General features: G+C 56.9%; 13 protein-coding genes and 2 pseudogenes. 3 read left to right on the forward strand and 12 right to left on the reverse strand.

Annotated features, from left to right (window positions below; all coding sequences use genetic code 11):
- Positions 1–138: 138 nt before the first annotated feature.
- Entirely contained in the window at positions 139–345 is a 207-nt protein-coding gene (locus BF12_RS21685; RefSeq protein ID WP_084488072.1) for an FCD domain-containing protein, read from the forward strand.
- Positions 346–496: 151 nt separating this feature from the next.
- On the forward strand, positions 497–2002 hold the full coding sequence (locus tag BF12_RS0110250; RefSeq protein WP_024952198.1) for an AAA family ATPase: 1506 nt from the start codon (positions 497–499) through the stop codon (positions 2000–2002).
- Positions 2003–2188: 186 nt separating this feature from the next.
- On the opposite strand, the gene BF12_RS0110255 is transcribed toward BF12_RS0110250, so the two are convergent.
- The 9 genes and pseudogenes from BF12_RS0110255 to BF12_RS0110295 all read right to left on the reverse strand — a co-directional run bounded on the left by BF12_RS0110255 (position 2189) and on the right by BF12_RS0110295 (position 13464).
- Positions 2189–2416 carry a glutaredoxin family protein gene (locus BF12_RS0110255; protein ID WP_024952199.1) on the reverse strand — a complete coding sequence of 76 codons (228 nt, stop codon included), beginning with the start codon at positions 2414–2416 and terminating at the stop codon, positions 2189–2191.
- A 156-nt stretch (positions 2417–2572) separates the two neighbouring features.
- Positions 2573–4231, reverse strand: coding sequence for a cholesterol oxidase (gene choxAB / locus BF12_RS19600; RefSeq protein ID WP_051510920.1), 1659 nt, complete (start codon positions 4229–4231; stop codon positions 2573–2575).
- Positions 4232–4316: 85 nt separating this feature from the next.
- Entirely contained in the window at positions 4317–5261 is a 945-nt protein-coding gene (gene rihA, locus BF12_RS0110265) for a pyrimidine-specific ribonucleoside hydrolase RihA (protein ID WP_024952200.1), read from the reverse strand.
- 171 nt (positions 5262–5432) lie between these two features.
- A pseudogene (locus tag BF12_RS19605) lies at positions 5433–6085 on the reverse strand (DsbA family oxidoreductase).
- A 227-nt stretch (positions 6086–6312) separates the two neighbouring features.
- Positions 6313–7296: a homocysteine S-methyltransferase gene (gene mmuM / locus BF12_RS0110275; protein ID WP_024952201.1), complete on the reverse strand. Its 984-nt coding sequence runs from the start codon at positions 7294–7296 to the stop codon at positions 6313–6315.
- Complete coding sequence (locus BF12_RS0110280) at positions 7286–8716, reverse strand: amino acid permease (protein ID WP_024952202.1); 1431 nt, start codon at positions 8714–8716, stop codon at positions 7286–7288. The genes mmuM and BF12_RS0110280 overlap by 11 nt, the downstream gene beginning before the upstream one ends.
- 326 nt (positions 8717–9042) lie before the next feature.
- Positions 9043–10338 (reverse strand): 4-aminobutyrate--2-oxoglutarate transaminase, encoded by a 1296-nt coding sequence (gabT, locus tag BF12_RS0110285; RefSeq protein WP_422615173.1) that lies wholly within the window; start codon positions 10336–10338, stop codon positions 9043–9045.
- 118 nt (positions 10339–10456) lie between these two features.
- Positions 10457–11916: pseudogene (locus BF12_RS19610) on the reverse strand (NAD-dependent succinate-semialdehyde dehydrogenase).
- A 123-nt stretch (positions 11917–12039) separates the two neighbouring features.
- Positions 12040–13464: an APC family permease gene (locus tag BF12_RS0110295; protein WP_024952204.1), complete on the reverse strand. Its 1425-nt coding sequence runs from the start codon at positions 13462–13464 to the stop codon at positions 12040–12042.
- A 251-nt stretch (positions 13465–13715) separates the two neighbouring features.
- On the opposite strand from BF12_RS0110295, the gene BF12_RS0110300 reads away from it, so the two are divergent.
- Positions 13716–15212 (forward strand): aminotransferase-like domain-containing protein, encoded by a 1497-nt coding sequence (locus BF12_RS0110300; RefSeq protein ID WP_024952205.1) that lies wholly within the window; start codon positions 13716–13718, stop codon positions 15210–15212.
- A gap of 68 nt (positions 15213–15280) precedes the next feature.
- Here the strand turns inward: BF12_RS0110300 and BF12_RS0110305 are convergent, their stop codons facing one another.
- From BF12_RS0110305 to BF12_RS19615, 3 genes are all read right to left on the reverse strand, one after another.
- Complete coding sequence (locus tag BF12_RS0110305; RefSeq protein WP_024952206.1) at positions 15281–16492, reverse strand: hypothetical protein; 1212 nt, start codon at positions 16490–16492, stop codon at positions 15281–15283.
- A gap of 170 nt (positions 16493–16662) precedes the next feature.
- Entirely contained in the window at positions 16663–16833 is a 171-nt protein-coding gene (locus BF12_RS22370; RefSeq protein WP_211242427.1) for a hypothetical protein, read from the reverse strand.
- Positions 16797–17684: a patatin-like phospholipase family protein gene (locus tag BF12_RS19615; protein WP_211242428.1), complete on the reverse strand. Its 888-nt coding sequence runs from the start codon at positions 17682–17684 to the stop codon at positions 16797–16799. The genes BF12_RS22370 and BF12_RS19615 overlap by 37 nt, the downstream gene beginning before the upstream one ends.
- Positions 17685–17703: the final 19 nt, after the last annotated feature.

The raw sequence follows: 17703 nt of genomic DNA on the forward strand, positions 1-17703 counted from the left end.
TAATCAGACGGGACCCGACAGCTAGACATGATGATCATTATGACATTCAAATAGTCAGCTGAGGGGCTTGATCTCATTATTCTAATGAATAATTGCAGCGAGGCTGATCTAGTGCTTTCTTGAAAGCAATCATGCGTATTGCACGCCATCCTCAAGCCTTACCGTCGGCTGCAACTTCACGTCCGCCACCGCATGCACAGCTCCTACACCGAACATGAAGCCATCGTCGCCGCCATCGAAGCCGGCGACGCCGCTGCTGCCGAGCAGGCACTGAAGGATCACGTGCATATTCAAGGGAAGAGGTTTACCGATCTTGTGGCGAATATTGAGCGGTTGCATTCCTAATATATATGTGTTTTTTGGATATGCTTCTAAGTGGCTTTTGATTTTCTCGTAGTATTTGAGTTGTGAATATACAGGTTATGTGCCCACGTATCATGATGCACTTGTTTTGTAATCAATCGGTCGAATAAGTTATTAGGGGTGACAAGTTGCAATGAAGATTACTTTAAAAAATATAAAGAAAATTAACTGTTTGGAATTTACATTGCCCCAAGCTGGGGTTTATTTGTTGACAGGGCTTAACGGTGTCGGTAAAACAAGCTTGCTAGCTGCTCTATATAGGATCGGCTCTAGTTATGCATTTCAGAAGTACTACAAAACAAACGTTTTTGAAGAGCGCTTGGATTCCTATGATAACGCTGAAGTTATATATGAGATTAATGGCAAGGAAGTGGCTTACAGATATGGTGGGATGAGATGGCGTGCAACTCCTAACAAAGAATCAAAACTCCTTTTGGAATTTCCATACCCTTCCGTGAAGTTTGTTGAGGTTAATGCAAGCAGAGTAGAGCCATACCCTAATGAAATAAAAAATAAAAAAGGGCGCCCTGTTGATGACTCTATTAAATCCTTTATGCGCTATGTGTTGAACGATCGTAAGTGGCTTGATTTAAAGTATGTGAATACCCAGCGTGGGACTGGTAACCGAGCTTACTTGTTACCCTATAAAAAATCCAATACTACATATTATTATTCGGAAAAGAACTTTAGCTTGGGGGAGTTATGTGTTCTTAGACTTGCTTGTAAGATGTCGGATGTTGTAAAAAATAGCTTAATGCTGATTGATGAAGTCGAAATGGCATTACATCCACAAGCACAGGTTAGATTGTTAGAAAAAGTACAGGAAATTTCTGAAGAAAAAAATCTTACAGTTTTATTCTCAACACATTCAGCCACTTTAGTAAAGGCTATAGATAGAAAGAGTATTATTTATTTAGATGCTGCAGCGCCAGGGCATTTTAAGAGTATTCATGACGTATATCCGGCACGAGTTTTAGGGGAAATAGCTTTTGATGATGAGCAAAGTGTTGATTATATATTCTTTGTTGAGGATTCACAGGCAAAAATGCTACTTGAGCAGATGCTAGGCTATTACTATTCTCTTAAAGATAGTAGTGATGTTTTTTTGCCTCTTTACAAAGTAGTACCAATTGGTGGGTTCGTGCAGGTGCTAGAAATGCTTGGTAGATCATCTCAAATCTTTCCACCGCATGTTAAGCAATATGCATTTCTTGATAAAGACGTAAAAGATGAGTCTCTACCTGCTGCTCTCAGAAATAATGATGTAAAGTTGACTGCTTTGTTTAATAGCCTGGCTAGTAATACAAGGTATTTGCCTTGCACGCCAGAACAAGGATTAGTTAATATGTTAGAGCAAGATCAACCAGAAATGATTGAAAGTGTGAAGTCTTTGTTCGCAGGTACTACTATCCACATAGATAGAATTACAAAAGAAGACCAATATACTATTCTGACTAAAAATAACCCTCGGGCTCGTGCAAAAGATAGACTAAACTATATCGTTTTAGCGATAGCTAGTAAGTCAGGTCTTGATACAGTAATCGCACATAAATCTTTGTATAAGCTATACTGTGATCGTTACTATCAACATGCATCGAGCGAAATACATCAACTATTTGGGACAATCTTCCGTGGTTAATCTGAGTTGAATTAGCAACAATCTTTAATTTATATGGCGTAAAAGCTTACTTCTTGTCTATAGTGTGGCCTTTTTATTTATGTCTTAATTGCGCGGTCTATCGACATGGTCGCGCTTTCAGTATAATGTGTGATCGTAGTAGCATTGCAAAACAATTAGATGCTGTACCCTCTGAGAATTACGCCCTCAATCCTTATACAACTGATTAAACCCTTTGACGCTGAAACCCTTCAAGAATTGATCGCCAATCTTCAAGATAGGCACGCTGCGAAAGCCTGTCTTGGCAAACTCTTTCTGTCCTGCTGGTGATTTGACATCCACCATTCGGAAGCCGATCTTCTGCTGCTCCAGATACTGCTTGGCTGTCTTGCAGTGTGGGCAGTTGGCCATAGTGAAGAGTGACACCCGTTTCATTGCTGTGCTCCCGTGTTGATCGATCCCGCGCGTTGTACGCACCCAGCTTGAGGACGCTGGCGGGCAATGATACCAGCCGTCGCTTTCTCTCTACACCAGCACTTTCTACACCAGCACTTCCCGCATCAGCACATTCGACACCACGCATCCTGCAGATCAATCCTTGCGCGGGATATGGCTCATGGCATGTTCCGTCAGCGCGGTGATCGTCAAGCTCGGGTTGACGCCGAGGTTGGCGGCGAGCATTGAGCTGTCGCAGATCAGCATGTTCTGGTAGTGGAAGACGCGGTTTTGGCCATCGCAGACGCCTTCATCGGGGGAGGCCGCCATGGCCGCGCCGCCCATGCAGTGCGCTGTCGTCGGGATATTGAACAGTATTTCGGTGAAGCTGCTGCCGGGGATAGCGCCGATGGCCTTGGCACCACGGGTCACGAAATCATTCGCTTCAGGAATGAAGGTGGCAATGCGCTTGCCCTCAGTCACCAGCGCCTTGCGGAATGGCCAATACCATAGCCGCTTCAGCTTCATGTCGAGGTGGCCATCTGCCGTCTGCATGCACAGGAAGATGATCGTTTCTTTTGCGAATCTCCACGGCAGCTGGAATTTCACCGTGCGCAGCGGGTTGGCGACGAAGAGTCTTGCCATCGCGCTCAGCCATGAGAAGGGGCGTGTCCAGCCGGGCTTGCCCTTGGCCATCGCGGTAAACAGCAATCCCATGAAGTCAGAGCCGGCAGGGTAGCGGGTGGCTTCAATGTGCGTGTATTCATCAATATGAATGCCTGAGCCGATGGCGATGCCTTTCGACATGTCGGCCTCGCTATCCGGGATACGACAGCTGATCAGAGACTCCGCATTGGTGCGCACCCGCTTGCCCAGCGCATCCGAGAGGTTCGGCAATGAGCCCCTGTCCTTTAGCGTGAACAGCAACTCCTGGGTGCCGAGCGACGAGCCTGCGAAGACGATGGAGTGGCAGGTGAACGTGCGCTTGCCTCTGCCAAGAGTCAGCCCGGCAAAGGTGGAAGGCACCGTCGTCACCACATAACCGTCTTCTCCATCTGCCTTGCCATTGAGCGGCACGACATCAATCACCTTGGTTTCAGCATGCACCTTGGCGCCGTGCTTCTCGGCCAGATACAGGTAGTTCTTGTCCAGTGAGTTCTTGGCGTTGTGCTGACAACCCATCATGCAGCCGCCACAGCCGATGCAGCTTTTTCGTTCAGGCCCTTCACCAGCGAAGTAGGGGTCTGGATGCGCGCTACCGGCGGCCGGTGTGCCGCTTTCGCCCTCGGGGCCGAAGAAGATCCCGACCTCGGTGGGGTACCAGGTGTCTTCGCAGCCGGCGACCGCCGCCATGCGTTTCAGGCCGAGATCCGCAGGCGCGATGATCTGATTGGTGGTGACGCCAAGCATCTTCTTCGCCGTGGCGTAGTGCCTTGGCATCACCGCATGCCAATCGTTGAGCCCCGCCCACTGACCGTTGTCCCAGATCTTGGCAGGCGGCACCAGCAGTGTCTGCGCATAGGTGATGGAGCCGCCGCCCACCGCGTTGCCATGCAGCACGATGACGTGACGGAAGAAGCTCATGGTGAAAAAGCCGCGCAGGCCCAGCATCGGCCGCCACAGCCAGCGGCTCACACGCCAGTTGGAGCTTGGCATGTTGTCAGGTGTCCAGCGCTTGCCCTGTTCCATGATGCCAACGTCATAGCCTTTCTCAGTGAGGCGATGCGCACAGACTGAACCGCCAAACCCGGAACCTACGACGATATAGTCGTAATCGAACGCGTCGTCATGATCGTGGCCTTGGGCGTTTTGCATGGCAATGCCTCACGTGTTGATTGGCGCTGGATCCATTGGCGCTGAATCTATTGACGCTAAGTCTGAAGCGGCGCGCTTCATGACGCTAGTTGGCTTTTGAATACTCTTTCAACTGCTTGACGATGAAGGCCACAAACCCCTCTCGATCAATATCGAACAGCACCTTGGCGTTGTGCGGCTTGCCGGTAAGCTGGTAGCGATCCACCACCGTCATGCCTTGGGTGTATTCGCCTTGCGTCTCGATCCCGACCCAACAATCGATGGCAGTGAATAGCTCAGGCTTGAGCAGCCAGGCGATGGTACACGGGTCATGCAGCGGGGCACCGCTGAAGCCCCATTTCGGGTCGCGGTGGTAGATCATGAAGAAGTCGAGCAGCTCCGCGACGCATTGTGCGGCAGGGTTGTCGATGGCGCGGAAGCGCTCGATATCCTCGTCCATGATCTGCGCTTGATGCGTGACATCCAGGCCGCACATCACGATCGGCAGGCCAGACTTGAACACCATGTCAGCGGCTTCAGGGTCGACGAAGATGTTGAATTCGGCGGCGGGTGTCCAGTTGCCGATACCCGCCGCACCGCCCATCAACACGATGCTGTCGATCTTGTGGTGCAGCTCCGGGTGAGCGGCAAGAAACAGCGCGATATTGGTCAGCGGGCCGGTGGGCACCAGGGTGACGGCCCGCTCACTCGCGCGCACCTTCTCGGCCATCAGCTCGATAGCCGTCTGCGTGACGGGGGCGAAGGCGGGGTCAGGCAACTCGGGGCCATCCAGGCCACTTTCGCCATGCACGTTGTTCGCGATGATCAGTTCTCGGGCCAGCGGCTTGGGTGCGCCCCCCGCCACCGGAATATCGTGCCGCCCCAACAGGGTGAGTACCCGCAGCGCGTTGTTGAGCGTCTTGTCCGGCGTCTGATTACCGGCGCTGGTAGTAACCGCCAGCACCTCAAGTTCAGCTGCGCTGAGGGCCAGAATCAGCGAGATGGCATCGTCGTGACCGGGATCGCAATCGAGAATGATGGGGCGCGGCATGCAGAAATCCTTGTCGTCGTTTTTGTCGTATTGTCGCTGTCGCATCGTCACCGTATGGGTGTCGTGGCTTGCCTCTCTATATGCCATCCCTTTATGCCTGAACGCAAAACGACACGCCATCCTTGCGAAGGGCGTGTCGTTTCAGGCTACCTGTCTACACAGTGTCGCGGGTCACTCCGCCTGCTGCTGACGTGCCTCGGTCAGCATCTGCACCAGCACTTCCGCCGGCTGTGCACCGGGGACATAGAACTTGCCGACGATGGTGCTGGGCACGGACTGGATACCGGCTTCGCGCAGCGCTTCCTGCTGGGCAGCGACGTCCTGCTCACCTTCGGACGATTGCAGGAAGGCGAGTACCTGCTCGACGCTTACGCTGTCATCGTGCTGGCTGGCGATCTCGGCCAGTACCTGCTTATCTCCCACGTCCTTGCCATCGTGGAAGTAGGCGACAAATAGCGCTTCCAGCAGCGGACGTTCCGGCAGACCTGCCGACTGCTGACGCCAGACGATACGCTGGGCATCGGTGGAATTGGGGGTGCGCTGCATCAGTGAGTGACGGAAGGTGACGCCACTCTGCGCGCCGCTTTGCGCGACCTGGGCATCCAACTCTTCGCCACGCTCGACACTGCCGAACTTCTGCGCGCGATAGTCGGCCCGCGCCATGCCTTCACGTGGCACCCACGGATTGAGCTGGAAGGCAGATAGCTGACGCGCACCTCATCCTTGAAATCGAGTTGTGCGATGGCCTCGTCCAGATGGCGTTTGCCTATCCAGCACCACGGGCAGACCACATCGTAGGCGACCTGGATATCGAGCTGTGACATTGGGACTCTCCTGCTGACCTCTCTCGCGACACTCAACTCTCGTAAAGATCATTCAACCATTTGAGAATCGCGGAAAATTGAATTTGAGCAATCGCTCACGCCTATCAGGCCATCCTAGAGATTTTGCCTCGTGGACGCCACCAAAAAACACTTTCGCCTGTACTCTCCAGGCAGGGCGTTTAAAGAGATCAGACGGGGCGTTTGGCTAGCGCACAACTCAAATTGATTCAACTCAGCGCCTTGCGCAGGTCCGTCAGTGCGCGGATATCGTCCGGCCCGGTACGGCAGCAGCCGCCGATGGCCGTGGCGCCTGCGGCCAGCCAGCGCGGTGTCCAGCCGGCGAGATCGTGGTCGTGGCCATCAGGATGCACTGAGGCACCGCAAGCGGTCGACCAGGTCTTGGTGACTGGGTCATAGACCTCGCCCGAATTCGGATAGATGACAATGTCCTTGCCTGTCTCGCTACGAATCTCGCTGACCAGTGATTCGATGTGCTCAAGCGCTGTGCAATTGACGCCGATGGCGAGGACCTGCTCGCAGTCGGCGATGGCGCGCACGGCGTCTCGAATCAGCGTGCCGTCGCTCAGCTCGGTGGCGTTGCGGGCACTGAAGGCGATCCAGGCGCGTGCAGTGGGAAACTCGTCACGCAGCAAGTCACACAGGGCCAGCGCTTCGTCGACACACGGCAATGTCTCGATGGCGAGTATGTCCGGCTTGGCCTCGAGCAGCGTGGCAAGACGGGCACGGTGGAAGTCGCGCAGGCCGGCGCGGTCAAGCGCGTAGCCGCCACGGTACTCGCTGCCATCAGCGAGATAGGCGCCATAGGGGCCGACGGAGGCCGCGATCAGCGGCGGGCAGTCCAGACGTTCAGGATTCGCGGCGAGATATTCACTGCGCGCCTGCGCGGCCAGCGTGATGGAGCGCTGAATCAATGCGGATGCCTGGGTTTCGCTCAAGCTGCGCGCCATCAGGCCCTCGAGCGTGGCCTGATAGCTGGCGGTGGTGGCGACATCGGCACCGGCATCAAAGTAGGCGCGGTGCACATCGACGATCGACTGCGGGTCATCGGCGAGGATCTTGGCCGACCACAGCGAGTCATTGAGGTCGAAGCCGGCACGCTCAAGCTCAGTGGCCAGTGCGCCATCGACGATCATGAATGGCTGGTGAGCGGTGATCGCGCTCAGCGGATTGAGGGTGGCATTAGCGGGCATCGATGGCCTCCTGCTGAGTCGAGAGTGAGTCGTTTACATAAGCGTCGTTTGCGGAAGCGCGGCGTGTCAGATAATGCACCAGATAGCACAGCGCCACGAAGGGCACGCCGAAGTAGAGCGCAATGCGCTGGTTGGGATCAAAGGCGATACCGATGCAGGCCAGCGCACAGAACAGGAAGGCAGCGATGGGCACGATGGGATACAGCGGAGTGCGATAGGTCAACTCGTTGGCACTGCGCCCGGCCTTGAGCCACTGGCGGCGGAAGCTGAACTGACTGGCAGCGATTGCCATCCACACCAGCACTACGGCGAGGCCGGAAATCGACACCAGTGCCAGATACAGTGAGTCCTCAGCGTAGACACTCGACAACAGCGACAACAGACCGCCCAGCATGGTGACCAGAATCGCCGGTACCGGAATGCCGCGCTGATTGACGCGACTGAATGCCTTGGGCAGCGTCTTCTGGTCGGCCAGGGTCCATAGCATGCGCGAGGCGGCATAGAGGCCGGAATTGGCCGCCGACAGCAGCGCGGTGATGATCACGAAATTCATGATATCGGCCGCATAGGGAATGCCGGTGAGCTGGAAGACCGCCACAAACGGGCTTTCCTTGAGGCCAGCGCTGTCCTGCGGCAACAGGGCGGCGATGACGATGATGGTGCCGATGAAGAAGATGATCAGGCGCCACAGGGTCGCGCGAATCGCGAGCGGCACGTTCTTCTCGGGATTCTCGCTTTCGCCGGCGGCGATGCCGATCAGCTCGGTGCCGGAGAAGGCGAAGCTGACGGCCAGCAGTGTCATCAGGATCGGCATCACGCCGTGATCGAACACCCCCTCCTGCAGGATGCGTGTGATACCCGGCGCCTCGGTATTGCCCGAAAGTGGAGCGAAACCGAACATGGCCGCGGCCCCGACGGCGATGAAGATGATCACCGCAGCGACCTTGATCAACGATAGCCAGAATTCGGATTCAGCAAAGAAGCGCGCCGAGATGATGTTCATGCCGAACACGATCAGCGAGAAGATGCCGCACCAGATCCACGGCTCGACGCCGGGGAACCAGCGGCCCATGAAGACAGCGGAGGCGGTGAATTCCGAGCCGAGTGCCACGGCCCAGGTCAGCCAGTAGAGCCAGGCGACGGTATAGCCGGTGGCAGGACCGAGATAGCGGGTGGCATGGGCGCTGAAGGCGCCGGGTTCCGGATGATGTACGGCCAGTTCACCGAGGCACATCATCACTAGGTAGACCACTAAGCCGCCGATCAGGTAGGCGAGCACGGCGCCCGCCGGCCCTGCCTGCTGAATGGTGTAGCCGGAGCTGAGAAACAGGCCGGTGCCGATGACACCGCCCAATGACAACATCACCAGGTGGCGCTGCTGCATGCTGCGTTTGAAGTCGTGGGCGTTGCTGTCAGTCATGGTAGGGGTCACTCGAGGTACTGCCGATGAGAAAGGCCTCTCTCAGGCAGCCGTCGTTCACGACGGCGTGTGGCATGGCGGGAATCGGTCGGGAATACGCAGAAATTCAGCGAATATCATAATGTAATCAATTAGTTGCCACAAAAGGCTGCTTGGGTTGATTGGCTATATGGTTAGATGGGTAATGAGCTTGCGATTCATTTCTCGGCCCAGGATTTCCGTCCAGTGCAGCGAGTGGCGCTGGAAACGCACAACGGCCACCCGAAGGTGACCGTTGTCCTGACGCGATTGTCTTGTGCGATTATTGCCTTGCGACAGGCAATCGATCAGGCGAGGCTTTCCAGCGCTTTCTCGATGATAGTGAGGCCTTCCTCGAGCACTTCTGGCTCGACGGTCAGCGGCACCAGCACGCGGATGGTGTTGGAGTAGAAGCCACACGACAGCAGAATCAGGCCCAGTTCCTTGGCCTTGGCGCATACGGCAACAGTGGCCGCCGGATCCGGCTTGCCATCGGCATCGACCAGTTCGAACGCTGCCATGGAACCCAGATTGCGCGAGTGATCGACGTGTGTGAAACGCGCTTGCCAGCTGGCGAAACGCGCCGCCAGTAGCTCGCCCATCTGAGTGCTGCGCTCGAGGATGTTCTCTTCACGGATGACGTCGATGACGGCCAGCGCCGCGGCGCAGGACAGCGGGTTACCACTGTAGGTGCCGCCCAGTGATCCCGGGCCAGAGGAATCCATCAGCGCGGCAGTACCGACGACAGCGGACAGCGGCATGCCGTTGGCCAGACTCTTGGCCATGGTCATGATGTCGGCTTCGACGCCGCTGTGCTCCATCGCGAACAGCTTGCCGGTACGCGCGAAGCCGGACTGCACTTCATCGGCGATCAGCAGGATACCGTGCTCGTCACACAGCTCACGCAGCGCGGTGAGGAAGCTGGGAGAGGCGATGTAGAAGCCGCCTTCACCCTGCACCGGCTCGATGACGATGGCGGCAGTGCGATGCGGTGCGATGTCAGTCTTGAACAGGGTGCGAATGGCGTTCAGAGACGCTTCTTCGCTGATGCCGTGAATCGGATTCGGGTAGGGCGCACGGAAGATGTCGCCCGGCATCGGGCCGAAGTCATTCTTGTACGGCAGCACCTTGCCTGTCATCGCCAGCGTCATCATGGTACGGCCGTGGAAGGCGCCGTCGAAGGTGATGACACCACTACGGCCAGTGGCGGCACGTGCGATCTTGATGGCGTTCTCGACCGCTTCCGCGCCGGAGTTGACCAGCAGTGTCTTGCGCTCCGGGCCACGTACCGGCGTCAGTTCGGCCAGCTTCTGGCTCAGCAGCACGTACGGCGCGTAGGAGATGACACCGGCTGCGGTGTGCATGACCTTGTCGAGCTGTGCCTTGACGGCGGCGACGATCTTCGGGTGACGGTGACCCAGGTTCAGTACGCCGATGCCGCCGGCGAAGTCGATCCAGCGCGTGCCGTCGGCATCCCAGATTTCAGCGTTAAGCGCGGTATCGGCGAACTGTGGTGTGGCAGTCACGGCACCCTTGGCGACGTACTTGTGCTTGAGGACGTCGAGCTGTGCGTTGCTCAGGCCGTTGGTGGTATCGGTGCTCATGTCATTCTCCTGAAAGTCTTCGGGCAGGATCACTGCCTGCCTTTTCGTTGTCTTGGGCCCGCACGCCCTGGCGTGCGGGGAATGTCTCGTGACGTCTACCACTCGAGAACAGGCCGTCTTACAGGCCGCCGATGCAGACGTACTTCAGCTCGGTGAACTCTTCCAGGCCATGGTGCGAGCCTTCGCGACCCAGTCCGGATTCCTTGATGCCGCCAAAGGGCGCCAGCTCAGTCGAGATAAGACCTTCATTGACGCCGACCATGCCGTATTCCAGCGCTTCCAGCGTGTGCCAGATACGACGGTAGTCGTTGGCGTAGAAGTACGCCGCCAGACCGAAGGGCGTGTCATTGGCCATCGCGATGGCCTCTTCGTCCTTGCTGAAGCGGAAGATCGGCGCCAGCGGGCCGAACGTTTCTTCATCCGCGACGAGCATGTCAGTGGTGACATCGGCCAGTACGGTTGGCTCGAAGAAGCTGTGACCCAGTGCGTGCTGCTTGCCACCACAGACCAGACGCGCGCCCTTGGCGACCGCATCGTCGATATGGCTTTGCACCTTGATGACGGCGGCATCATTGATCAGCGGACCGATCGTGTTGCCGTCGACCAGGCCATCGCCGACCTGCATGGCAGCGACACGTGCGGCCAGTTTCTCGACGAAGGCGTCATACACGCCGTCCTGGACGAGGAAGCGGTTGGTGCACACGCAGGTTTGACCGGCATTGCGGAACTTGGAGACAAGGGCGCCTTCGACGGCAGCATCGACATCGGCATCATCAAAGACGATGAACGGGGCGTTGCCGCCCAGTTCCATCGCCGTCTTCTTGACGGTAGAGGCACACTGCGCCATCAGCATCTTGCCGACCGGCGTGGAACCCGTGAAGGACACCTTGCGGATGCGCGGGTCCGTCGTCAGCACTTCACCGATGGCGATCGGCTTCAAGGCAGTGACAACGCTGATCAGGCCTGCCGGCAAGCCAGCTTCCAGGGCGAGGTCTGCCAGTGCCAGTGCGGTCAGCGGTGTCGCTTCTGCCGGCTTGATGACCACTGAGCAGCCCGCCGCGATGGCCGGTGCACACTTGCGGTGATCATCGCCAGCGGGAAGTTCCACGGCGTGATGGCCGCGACAACACCGATCGGCTCGCGCAGCACCATCAGACGCTTGTCAGCACCGTGGGAGGGCAGTGTCTCACCGGCCATGCGCTTGGCTTCTTCCGCGAAGAACTCGATGAAAGAGGCGCCGTAGGTCACTTCGCCACGGGCTTCGCCCAGCGGCTTGCCTTGCTCAAGCGTCATCAGTTGCGCGAGGTCTTCACGATGCTCCAGTACCAGATCAAACCAGCGACGCAGCAGCGCGGAGCGTTCCTTGACCGGGACCTTCTTCCATGCCTGACCGGCCAGATCAGCGGCAGCCACGGCATCACGCGTATCGTCGGCACTGACTTCAGCAACGCGCGCCAACAGCTCTCCCGTGGCCGGGTTGGTGACATCGAAGGTGGTGCCGGTCTCGCGTCGCTCGGTACCGATCAGTGCGGGAACGAAGACACCCTCACCGACATAGCGTTTCAGGAAGTCGGTCATCTCGCGTGGGATATGGGACATGTGAAGTTCCTCTTGCTTTATGAGTGCTTGGCGTTCAAGCGCTGACGTTGAGCATGGGACAGCGTCTTGCAGGGACGTGCAGGGTGAGCAAGCAGGACAGACTCACTCGTCGACAAAGGCCGGTTTCATGATGCGGTCACTGTAGTCGCGGCCATATTGCTTGAGCGCGATGGCATACATCACCAGGCCCAGTAGCATCCAGCCACCGAAGATCATCCACTCGGTGCCGGTGAGGGCAGACGGACTGCCCGGTAAATACAGACATGCCATCGCGAAAGACAGGATGACGGCGAGTACGCCACACACCATGCCATTCTTGACGCGGAACGGACGCGGCATGTTCGGCTCACGGACGCGCAGAATCACGAAGGACAGCGCGACGAAGAGATAGGCGATGACGATGCCCAGGCCACCGGCATCCACGATCCAGACCAGTGCCGGGCGCCCGAAGAATGGTGCGATGCACGACAGCAGACCGATCAGCAGCACGGCGTTGGTCGGGGTCTTGTGTTTCGGGTGCAGCTTGCCCAGTGCAGCAGGCAGCATGCCGGCGTGAGCGAGTGCATAGATGGCACGCGAGCCGCCGATATAGAAGGCATTCCAGCTGGTGATGATGCCGGCGATACCCGCGAGAATCATCAGCTTGCTGGCCCACGGAGAATTGAACAGCGAGCCCATGGCATCCGGCACGCTCAGTGAACTGGCGACCAGCGCATCGTGATCCAGCGCCATGCTGGTAGCGAGGATGATCAGCGCATACCAGACCACGGCCAGCACGACCGACATCATCAGCACCTTACCGATGGCGTTATACGGCAGGTTGATCTCTTCAGCGGCCTGCGGGATGACGTCGAAGCCGACGAACAGGAAGGGCACCAGTACCAGCACGGCGATGATACCGGCGGTCACGCCACCTTCTGACTGGGTGAACAGCGGCGTCATGTTGGCGACCTCGCCTTCAAACAGCGCACCGGTCACGAACAACACCCCCGCGATGAGGATGACGCCGGTGACGACCTTCTGTAGCAGCGCTGCGGTGCTGATGCCGACATAGTTGATGGCCATCATGGCCAGTGAGCCGCCGACACCGACGGCTACCCAGGTTGCCTTGACGTCCCAGCCCGCGATGGTCCACATGTGGCCGATGGCGTAGTTGGGCGCCAGATTCTCGATGACGGTCGGCAGCGCCACTGCTTCAAACGACACCACGCTCAGATAGCCGAGGATGATAGTCCAGGTGCAGATGAAGGATGAGAAATGGCCCATCGCACGATAGCTGTAGACGTGCTCGCCACCGACCTTCGGCATTGCTGCGGCCAGTTCAGCGTAGGTCAATCCAATCAATACCACGGCCAGGCCGCCAATGATGAAGGCGATGATGGCGCCCATGCTGCCGGCGTCCTGAATCATGCCGCCAGTCAGGACAATCCAGCCCCAGCCGACCATGGCACCGAAAGCCAGTGCCAGTACATCACCACGGGCCAGGACTCTGACAAGCTGTTCTGCGGGAGGAGAAGTGTTGCTCATGAATATTCATCCGAATGCTTTTGGAAGTTGTTATAGAGCACTGTAGTGGGCACGAGTCGTGCTCGTACATGCTGTCCGGGGGAGACGGTCTATCTGCAGCGCCTGGATGACACGCTATCAGCGGATCTGATGTCTGCGAATGGACCAATTCCACGTTTGACTAGACCAATCCCGGCCTCGCTTGGATAATGCAATATTGCCTATATCCTTGGTCGTAGGATGGCGGTACGGCGTGATCAGGAGCATGTGTCATGGAACAGGTGGCAATCAGCCCATTGATAGAGCGTTACACGCGCCAGTCACTGGCATTGGGGAAACAGGTGCGTCTTGAGCAGGCCTTGCTTGAGGTGATTCGTCACGATTGGCCTATCGGGGCGAAATTGCCATCGCATCGCAGCCTGTGCAGTGCGCTGGGAGTGGCGAGAAACACACTGGCAATGGCGATCAAGTCATTGATATCAGAAGGTTATCTTCATACTGGTCATGGGCAGGGCACCTGGACACGACGGCCGCATCATCCACAGCGCCTGATGTCTCAGGCAGCTGTGACTACCCCCTTGCCGTTGTCTGAACGTGCCCGCAAGGTGCTGGGTGGCCAGGGGGCCAGTCTGATTCAGAGCGGTGCCTTCGTGCCGGGTATCCCGGATATCGCGCGCTTTCCGATGCGCAAATGGCGGCAGCTGTATGCCAGTGTCACGGTGCCGCATAACGCGCTACTACTTTCGTATTCCAGTGGGGGTTACGGTCCGCTGAAGCGTGAGATACGCGATTTTCTGCGTCGCTGGCGCAATATCGAGTGTGATACCCAGCAGATCATCATCACTGAAGGCACACATCATGGCATCGAGCTGTGTGCGCTGGCGCTGGCCGATACCGAGCAGCATGTCGTGATGGAGTCGCCCTGTTATTGGGGGGCGCGCAATGTCTTTCTAGCGGCAGGCCTTCAACCGCATCTGATTCCGTGGCGACCGGATGCGGGGCATGAGCTGACACGCTTGCCAACGGCGCCGGTCCAGATGGCGTACTTCACCGGGTCGCATCACTACCCGCTGAGTGTGCCGACCTCACGCGAGGACAAGCTGGCGCTGTGTGAGGCGTGCCAGCCGGCCTATATCCTCGAGGATGATTACGAATTCAGTGGTGATGACTTTCAGGCATTGTTGTTTGACCCTGAATCCGACAATCAGCTACTGGTCGGCTCATTTTCAAAGCTGATGTTCCCCGGCTTGCGGCTGGGGTATCTGGTGGTGCCCAAGGCACTCGCCGGGCCGATGAATCGTCTGCGCAGTGAAGTCTTCCGCGAAGGGCGAATGCTGGACCAGGCCGTGTTGGCGCAATTCATCGCCGATGGTGATCTCGATGCTTGGTATCAGCGCATCCAGCGTGATTATCTCGGGCGTCAGCAGGTGGTGCACGATCAGTTGCGTCAGGTGAAGGGGGTCGTGAGTGTGTCCCCCCCTACACGGGGTATCAGCCTGTGTGTACAGCTGGAGGAGGGTATCGATGATCAGCGAGTCGCCCAGTTGCTCATGAAGGAGCATCTGATCGTGCGACCCTTGAGTCCGGTATGCGGGCCTGGCGACACGCGTTGTGGATTGGTGCTCGGCGTGGGGATGTTGGCGGGTGACAGTCTGGTCAGTGAGGCAGCACGTCTGCGGCGCACGCTTGATACCGTACTGAAGCTGCGCGATGTTCGGTTGCGCAGCAGCCCCGCTTCCACGAATGCCATGGAGAAGCAGGGCGAATGAGCTGTAACGAGGGTGGCTAGCAGTGCGTGTCACAAGCAGGAGCAGTGTGACAGGCAGGTATAGCGATATTATTTCGCTTGCTGCATCCGTTCAGTCAACTTGCGGAATTCCTCGCGCATCGCGCTGTTCTGGAAGCTGATCGCGACTGGCACCTGTAGCTCTGCCAGCGTATCGAACGTCTTCACGCCCTGACGGATCAGGTCGGCGACATGCGCGCTCAGCTTGACGGTGCGGTAGGTGTTGGTCGCCACTGCCAATTCACGTTGGCTCTGGCTCAGCGACTGCTTGACCCGATCACGCTGCTCGCTGACCAGGGTGCGATACAGAGTGATGGTCTTGAGTGTCAGGGCATTGGCGCGGATGTTGTTTTCCAGGCTCTCACGTTGACCGCCTTGCTTGATGAGTGAACGGGCGTCACGGGTCGTGGCCTCAGCCTCTGTGGCAAAGCCTTTCAACTTTGGCAATACCTCATCATTTACACGCGTGATGAAGTCTTCCTGCATGGTCACGATCATGCGATGCAACATGACAACCATGCCGTAATAGCGGCGTGCGTATTCCAGATTCTCGCCACTATCGCGGGTCAACTCAGCCAGCTGCTGTGCCACTGACTTGATGCTCGCGAATACGACACTCATCTCCAGTACGTCATCGCCGACCACAGAAGACAACCACACCTGCACCTGGTCTGGTGTCAGCTGAATGCCGATGTCTTTCAGCCGCGCGGCCAGCGTGCCTTCCAGTGTCTTCAGCTCGCCCTGATAGGCCACGATATTCTTCTTGTGAGCCTCAATCAGCAGATCATAGTCTCCGCGTGTGCTGGCCGTGAATTCGCGCAGCGTCTCGGTCGGTGTGAAGCGAGTAAGTGTCGAGACATCAGTGTCCGGTGCAAGAATTCGTTTCTCCTTCAGCTCCGAGATCTGCTGACGTGTCTCGCTGATCTTGTCCTCGACCTTGCGATAGGTGCTGCGCAGTTGAGTCAACTGCGGTACGTCGAGTGCTTCCATCGCCTCTTTGATCATATCGTCCATGTCGGCGCGCGCGGAGTTCTGGTCACGGCTGATCCAGGTATCTTCCGGCAATGTCTCCATTTCATCGAAATAGCCCACCGCCTTCTTCAATGTGGCAAAGGCTTCTGGCTGGTCGAAATTCATGCTGTCGTCAGCGGCAATGGCTGTCGTCGTGAGCAATGGGGACATAAGTGCGGAAGCTGACAGGCTACCGATCAAGGAGAGCGCAAACGCCAGGCTGCGCGCACGCGGGCCAAGGGATGATGACATTGAGTAATCTCGATAACGGATACGATAAGGGCGCAAGCAACGACGGAGAGTAAAGCTAAAGCGCTGCTACAGAACTGCGCTAGAAGAACTGCGCTGAAAGACGCGCGACACAGAACAGCGCGCTAGGGTAGCAAAGGCGCTGGCTTGCGTCTTGTGATCCCAAGGCGAGCTCACTCGAGATGATATTCCACTGGCATGCCGTTATTCGGGTCGATTCTATCCAGTGAGGGGCCGTCATAGTTGTCGTTCAGCAACTCGATGACAGCATCGCCATATCGACTGAACCAGAAGTCTCCCATGCCTTTCAGGCGCTTGATGTTCGTCTGGCTAATATCATCCATTGCATCATCAGGCGCTTTATCAAAGCCTGGCTGGGGCGCATTTCAGCATTGACGCGGATGTAGCTGCCCTGCGGCGAGATAGTGATGGCTTGATAGCCCACCACTTTCTCATCCGAGAGCACATCGATGATGCAGCCTTTCAGCATCCACTGCAGCGCGCCCCATTGTTGAGATTCCGGGCCATTGATCTTGCGGGTACGCGTCCCCGTGCCGACTGACAAGACGCGGCGAGGAGATTCCGGCCACAGGCGGCACGCCTCGGCTATGGCGCACATGGTGGGGTTGTTGGCAATGACGCCGCCATCGATCAACCAGCCTTGTTCGTTATCAGGAGGAAGCTTCATGTCCTGGTTAGGAAAGTAGGTGGGCGCGGCACTTGAAGCATCTGCTACCTGATAGGACAGCAGGTTCTGGAACTCATCCTCGGTTGATTTGATCACGTAAGGTCTGCGCTTCTCGATGCCGTACGTCACCGCAAGTATGTGCTTGCCCTCCGGCACATCTTTAATCCGGGCATTACCGAGATATTTCTTGAGAGTCACGGTCTTGCCTTTGGCTTCATATTTAGGTGCATTGATACCGTCAACCTCAAATAAGCCACGGTTCTTGATGAATATTTTCTTGGCATTACCATAGCTATACAGTTGATTGATCGCCTGCATATCCATATCTGTTGTAGCTAGCGCCAAGGCAATCAGGCTGCCTGTACTGGTGCCTGCGTAGAAGTCGACGCAGTCGCGCAAGGATTTTTGATAGGTGGACTGCAGGGCCTTTTCAACATGCGTCAGAAATTGCGTGGTGGCCGCGCCACGAATACCCCCTCCATCCAGGGAAAGTATGAGTTTAGACATGCTTATCTCCTGTGATTTA

Source organism: Cobetia crustatorum (genome assembly GCF_000591415.1).
GTDB lineage: Bacteria > Pseudomonadota > Gammaproteobacteria > Pseudomonadales > Halomonadaceae > Cobetia > Cobetia crustatorum.